We start from the raw sequence: 6,239 nt of genomic DNA, 5'->3' as shown, positions 1-6,239 counted from the left end.
CATTACCACTATTCGTATTAGTTCAGGTATAATCGGGTTAATTACATAATGAAATAGCGACGGTGAGACTCATGATAAGTCCATATAAAAGTGATCAAAAGGGCACCAAGACCAGTATCATTCAAGCTTTGCGCATGCATGGCTCCATGCCTCGTATTAAATTGACCAAAGTTACGGAACTAAGCAGAGCTACAATCTCTTCCACGATTTCCGAGCTCATGGACTGCAATCTGGTCAAAGAAACAGAAAAAGCCCCGTCAACGGGAGGCCGTCCAGCTATTTCACTAGAGCTTGTTCCCGGCTCTCCTGGCATTATGGGCGCTGATTTGGATAATCAAGTATGGACGCTTGGTGTGTTTGATTTACTGGGGAATGTCATACATCTTACGAAAATACCTGTCAGCTCTCCCCTTCCCGAGATCGCGATTCAGGAATTGACGGATCAAACCGCAAAATTTGTTAAAGAGCTGGATATCGGAGTCATCAAACTGTTCGGTCTGGGAGTACCCGGTCTTGTGGATACAAGAAGAGGCATTATTAAAAGCGCCTCAGATTTGGGCTGGTCTAACGTAGAAATTGAGGAAATGGTAAGCAATAAGCTTGGTTGGCCCACCGTAGCCATCAACAGGCACCGTGCACGTGGGCTTGCTGAATGCCGCTTCGGTTCAGGCAGCAGCTACAAGCATATGATCTATGTCGGAGTCGGCTCCGGTATTGCTGCCGGAATCTTTAATGATCGACAGTTGGTTTCAGGCTCTTTCGGCGGGGCTGGTGAGCTCGGACATATAACGGTTGAACCAGATGGCCCTGTATGTCCATGTGGAAATAACGGTTGTTTACACCTCTATTCGACGGCCTCTGCAATCGAACAGGAAGCGCGCCGACTGCTCCGATCTGGACAAGAAGAAAGTATGCTTAACCAAGTGATAGCAGGCAACGATCTCCAACTTCTGCAGGCAAAAGACGTTTGTTTAGCCGCAGATCAAGGCGATGTTTTGGCGATACGCATTATCAACCGTGCCGCTACTTATCTTGGCATCGCTTTGGCTAATCTGGTTAATTTGCTCAATCCAGAGGCTATCATTCTTGGCGGTTCCATACCCAGTATGTGCAGCACTTATGTCCAAACCGCTACCAAAGTCATGAAGCAGCGGTCTATGCTAGCCCTCTCTGCCGGAATAGCGGTTGACACAGCCGTTTTGCCCGAGATTGGTGGCGCACTCGGTGCAATTAATTTTGCGCTTGATCAGCATTTTTCTTTTACAATGATTCAGTAAAACAAAAGCTCGAAGATAAAAGCCTCCAGCCCACTTTGAAAGTGGTTCTGAAGGCTTTTTCAAATTCACGCTATCCTTATGTATACGTCGAATGTCATTACATCTCAATCAAGCTGCTTTTGCTGTCTGGCCGTTTATTCCGTAACTTTTAGCCAGACGCTGTCCAAATACAGCCGCCAGAATTTGTTGAAACAGCATACCCGCAACAACGGGAAGCGCCACTGGCGGTGGAAAAAAGCTGATAGCGAGCACCGCGCCTGCACTTAAATTTCGCATCCCAGAATTGAACGTTAAGGCTATCGTAACTTCGCGTTCCCATCTCATCATCCTTGACACTAGCCATCCTGCCAAATAACCGATCGTTGCACTTACGAAAGCGATTGCAATAATTTTAACCAACTGTCCATTCATGTTCTTCAGATAGGGAGCTATGACCGAAGAATTAATTGCGACGACCACAAAAAGTCCTATTTTTGAAAAAGGCGCCAACCGTGGTCCCCATGTGGTTTTAATTCTACCTTTTGTCCACTGATTAAGAATTGTGCCGATCAATGAGGGAATTACAACCATTAAGAATAACCCTCTCATAATTTCCCATTGGTCCATATGTACCTTGGCTCCAACGATGAGTGAAAGACTAAGTGGCACAATAAAGGGAGATAGAAGTGTGTCAAGCAAGATAAGCGCCAATGTAAGCGCTATATTTCCTCCGTATATCGTGACCCACACCAAGCTCACTACCCCGGTAGGAATAACAAATAGGAGAACAAAACCGGTCTGAGTCAAGTCATCTCCTGGAAAAAATAGCGAACCGGCTGCCCAGCCAAGTAATGGCATGGCAAGATGCAGGATGATAAAGTTAGCCACAATCGGAAGTGGATGCATCATCACCTTCTGCAAATCTTTAAAATTAGAGCCAATACTACCGAATAACGTCATCATTGCAAAAATCCATGGCACTAGAAAGCTAAGATTATGCAGCCATACGCTGCAAACTAGCCCAACAATAACAGCCGTTGGCGTGACAAAAGGCATGGCTTTCTCGAGCGCTTTATTCAATCGGATTAGCATTTACACCCCTCCTTTCTCTTTGATAAGGATTCATTGTAATTACGAAAATAATTGTAGCACAATTGTGGGACTTGAAACTTACAAAAATAAAAAGGCTCCCACCCTTGGATGAAAGCCCTTTTTGCTACATTTTCTTACACCAACACACCTGGTTTGACCGTTTTGAGATGCTGAACATAATCTTGAGCACTTTTTGCTACTCGTTCATCTGTTGCGTTAGAGGTATCGTTTAGAGCAAAGTGAGGCAGATAAGAAGCACTGATGAAATGAGCAAGCGCTTCTACTGGGCGTAACATTTCTTCCAAGGTAAAGCGATTGGACCCGCTTTTTGAATACGACTCTTTGGTGCCATATGTCGAGATCGCAACACCGATCTCTTTTCCAGCTAACTTACCTTCCGGACCATACGCCCAGCCGTATAACAATACGGTATCAAACCACTTTTTTAATAATGGCGGTGTGCTATACCAGTAAAACGGGTGTTGAAATATAATCCGGTCATGCGACTCCAGCAACTTCTGCTCTTGAGAAACATCGATATTTTCATCTGGATAAGTTTTATATAATTCATGGATGGTGTAATCAGTCTGCTCTTGCAAGGCTTTCACCCATGCTTTATTCCATGTCGATGCTTCCATGTTCGGATGAGTAACGATAACTAAAGTTTTCATTTTATTTGCCCCATTTCATCATTGGTTTTGTTTATATTTCGGCACAAGTACCTTCATTATTTTTCTTTATTTCTCAAAAAATGATACGTGAATTAAAAATATAATCTTTTACCTATTAAAAGGTAGATATTCTTTGAAAAACAATCCGCCTACTTTTTCAAGTTAAGGCGGATAACAAGCCATCAACAATCATATCAAACTTTTTTACATCGCTAAAGCTTCTTGCAAGTAGTTGCGCACCTTGAAGCGATGCAAGAAATTGATGGGCTCGCACCTCTGCGGCTCCTTCAAACTTAAGTTGCCCTTCGCTCCGTCCCTGCTCCAGCACACGTTCCAACCATACTAAATTCGATGTGAAGAATTGAGTTAATCCATCTTGAACCTTGCCTGATAAAGTAGCTATATCAGTAGAAAGCATGACACTCAGACAAGTGCGATAATCTTGGACAGGTCCGCTGTAGAGCAATGTGAATTTACGCAGCTTGTCCAAACTATTCTGTGTCTCGAAATCGATTTGAGCGACGTTAGTAATAAAATGTCTATGATACCGTGTAATCAGCGCTTCTCCCAGATCCTCTTTGTTAGGGAAATAGTAATGAATACTGGCATTACGTATCCCTACTTTGTCTGCAATGTGTGAATAACTAAATCCGTTAAAACCAAATTGCTGCACAAGCGACTGAGCCGTATCCAAAATAAACTCTGATGTGTTTTTATTTTTATCCATGAGTAAATTCTATCTTTTAGTAGATAGTGTGTCAACATGCACGGTATTCTTTTATCATGTATAATGCAGAATAATAACATTGATTATCTCAATCTCAGATAGCTAAATCCACCGATCCAGGAGGTCTCTATGGATATTCAGTTGCTCAAAGTGTTTTTTACCACAGCGCACGAAGGAAGCATTTCTAAAGCGGCAAACAAATTAAATTTTGCTCAGTCCAACGTCACTCATAAGATTCAACAGCTAGAGGCCGATTTGCAAACACAGCTATTCTATCGCCACAATCGGGGCATCACGCTTACGCCTTCCGGACAAATCCTTGTATCTTACGCGGAGAAAATATTGCATGTCATTCAGGAAGCCCGACTAGCTGTCGGAGACTCATCCGAGCCAGCAGGACCACTACATATTGGCTCCATGGAAACAACTGCCTCCGCACGACTCCCCATGCTGCTTACCAAATATCACACGGAATTTCCGGTTGTCGATTTCACATTAACAACAGGCCCTACAGAGCAGCATCTTCATGCTGTTCTTCATTATGAGCTTAATGGGGCATTTGTGGCGGGTCCCGTGGAACATCCTGATCTAATTCAGGAAAAAGTCATTGATGAAGAACTTGTCTTAGTGACCTCTGCGTCCCATCCGCCTATCAAGTCCATCCATGATGTGCAGGATCGCCCTCTTCTCGTATTACGCAGCGGTTGTGCGTACCGGGCTAAATTAAACCTACTGCTCAAAGAGGAAGGCTTAATCCCTGTCAAGTTGATGGATTTCGGATCACCCGAAACCATTATCGGATGTGTCGGCGCTGGCTTGGGCATCTCGCTGCTGCCACGGTCCATCGCAGCCGAACCGGAAGAACAAGGGCGAATCCGCACACATGCGGTTCCAGGAAAACATGCCATCGTCACAACCGTGTTCATCAGGCGCAAGGACGCTCTAATCACGCCTGCATTGTCAGCTTTCTTATCGACGATGCGTGCCCATTTCAGCTAAAGTATGACTAGAATACCGTGTATCCTCCACCTCTCGTACGTTATCTAAACGTATAAATGGATAGCGATAAGTCAATACTTGGAGCAACCTCTGTGAGGTTGGGAGAGGGGTGTGAAGATGCAAACTACAGAAAAAATTACAGGAACACAACTCGGCTTGCTCATATTTACTTTTGTCGTTTCCACGCTTCTCCTAACCGTCCCAGGTATCATGGTGATGTTTGGCAAACAAGATGCCTGGTTATCGGTATTTCCAGCGGCTATATCAGGACTGTTAAGTATTTGGGTGATGATAACACTCAGTAAACGATATCCAGAACTGACGATTATGGAATACAGTTCAAAAATCATCGGAAACTGGTTAGGAAAATGTTTAGGTCTAAATTACATCCTCTATTGGTTTATTTCTATATCGACGATAACCATGCAACACAATGGATTCATTAGTACAATTCTGTTACCAAAAAGCCCCCCCATCATAATGAGCCTAACGATATTGCTCTTATGCAGTCTAGCCGCTATTGCGGGAATAGAAGTTATCGCGAGATGCAATGAGTTTCTTGCACTGCTTATTCTATCGGCGTTAATTCCACTCTTGATTCTAACAACTGGTGAAGCAGATCCCGGACAACTCAAACCATTTTTAGGATCAGGAATTGTGCCAGTCTTACAAGCTGCGGTTAGTCCAGCAGGCGGTTTTATGAGTCAACTTTTTATACTAGGATGGCTCCTGCCTCATTTAAATCAGCCGAAAAAAGCTCGTAAGGTTTCACTGATTGCGCTATGCGGAATTTCTATGTTGATTTTTGTCATTGTTATGCTCACGATTATGGTCCTTGGTCCATTGACTAGCAGATTAAGCTATTCTTTTTTAAGTGTCATCCAATATATTGGTGTTCAAGGCTCTTTTGAACGTTTGGAAGCAATCGCTGTTTCCATGTGGGTGATGGGATGTTTTGTGAAGTTATCTGTCTCGTTGTTTATTTTATGTCTTAGTACAAGCCAACTTTTTGGCATAAGGAATTATCGTGATATCGTATTTCCGATAACTCTTTTATCACTTCTAGGTGCGGTCTGGATTTTCAAAAATGGGGCTGAACTTCTTAATTATCTTGTGTTTACTTTCCCTCTTTATGCTTTTGTTAATCAAAGTCTGATCCCACTATTATTACTAATGATAGACACGATTAGAGGCAGAGTAGGCCATTCACGGCATTAATAGCATTTTACCGATAGGTTCAAAAATAGCTATAATAGGAATAATAAAGCTTGGTATGTTCACCCGGGCAATTAATAAAGAACCGACAATAGTTGATAGCCCCATTAAGCCACCGTATACGGCGGCTTCTTTGTTTTTTTGTTTGCTCAGCAAAGATTGTACGCGATTAAACGACCAAATGACCAATAAAAGTACATACCCGACGATGAGAATGATCATTTTTGAATCTCCTTATCTTTAATCTGTAAAGGGGGGCCCGACATCCCTGCTCCATTA

At 43.1% G+C, this 6,239-nt stretch carries 7 protein-coding genes; 3 read left to right on the top strand and 4 right to left on the bottom strand.

The genetic code is table 11. The features are described 5' to 3' along the window. Positions 1-71 precede the first annotated feature (71 nt). Positions 72-1,277: an ROK family protein gene (locus AC1DUA_RS19240; RefSeq protein ID WP_477501303.1), complete on the top strand. Its 1,206-nt coding sequence runs from the start codon at positions 72-74 to the stop codon at positions 1,275-1,277. A 108-nt stretch (positions 1,278-1,385) separates the two neighbouring features. Here AC1DUA_RS19240 and AC1DUA_RS19235 read toward each other — a convergent pair whose 3' ends face one another. The 3 genes from AC1DUA_RS19235 to AC1DUA_RS19225 form a co-directional block, all read right to left on the bottom strand. Continuing rightward, positions 1,386-2,348, bottom strand: coding sequence for a bile acid:sodium symporter family protein (locus tag AC1DUA_RS19235; protein ID WP_477501302.1), 963 nt, complete (start codon positions 2,346-2,348; stop codon positions 1,386-1,388). Positions 2,349-2,482: 134 nt separating this feature from the next. Then, entirely contained in the window at positions 2,483-3,019 is a 537-nt protein-coding gene (locus AC1DUA_RS19230; protein WP_477501301.1) for an NAD(P)H-dependent oxidoreductase, read from the bottom strand. 157 nt (positions 3,020-3,176) lie between these two features. Continuing rightward, on the bottom strand, positions 3,177-3,746 hold the full coding sequence (locus AC1DUA_RS19225; protein WP_477501300.1) for a TetR/AcrR family transcriptional regulator: 570 nt from the start codon (positions 3,744-3,746) through the stop codon (positions 3,177-3,179). 129 nt (positions 3,747-3,875) lie between these two features. On the opposite strand from AC1DUA_RS19225, the gene AC1DUA_RS19220 reads away from it, so the two are divergent. Continuing rightward, the gene (locus AC1DUA_RS19220; protein ID WP_477501299.1) at positions 3,876-4,745 is read left to right on the top strand and encodes a LysR family transcriptional regulator; all 870 of its coding nucleotides are present in this window, start codon (positions 3,876-3,878) and stop codon (positions 4,743-4,745) included. A 117-nt stretch (positions 4,746-4,862) separates the two neighbouring features. After that, on the top strand, positions 4,863-5,963 hold the full coding sequence (locus AC1DUA_RS19215) for a GerAB/ArcD/ProY family transporter (RefSeq protein ID WP_477501298.1): 1,101 nt from the start codon (positions 4,863-4,865) through the stop codon (positions 5,961-5,963). Here AC1DUA_RS19215 and AC1DUA_RS19210 read toward each other — a convergent pair. After that, positions 5,952-6,182, bottom strand: a complete 231-nt coding sequence (locus AC1DUA_RS19210) for a hypothetical protein (protein ID WP_477501297.1) — start codon at positions 6,180-6,182, stop codon at positions 5,952-5,954. The two genes, AC1DUA_RS19215 and AC1DUA_RS19210, sit on opposite strands and share 12 nt — an antisense overlap. Positions 6,183-6,239: the final 57 nt, after the last annotated feature.

The sequence above is a fragment of the Paenibacillus sp. 01T422 genome (assembly GCF_056398785.1).
This window is presented reverse-complemented; position numbering and strand designations above follow the sequence as displayed.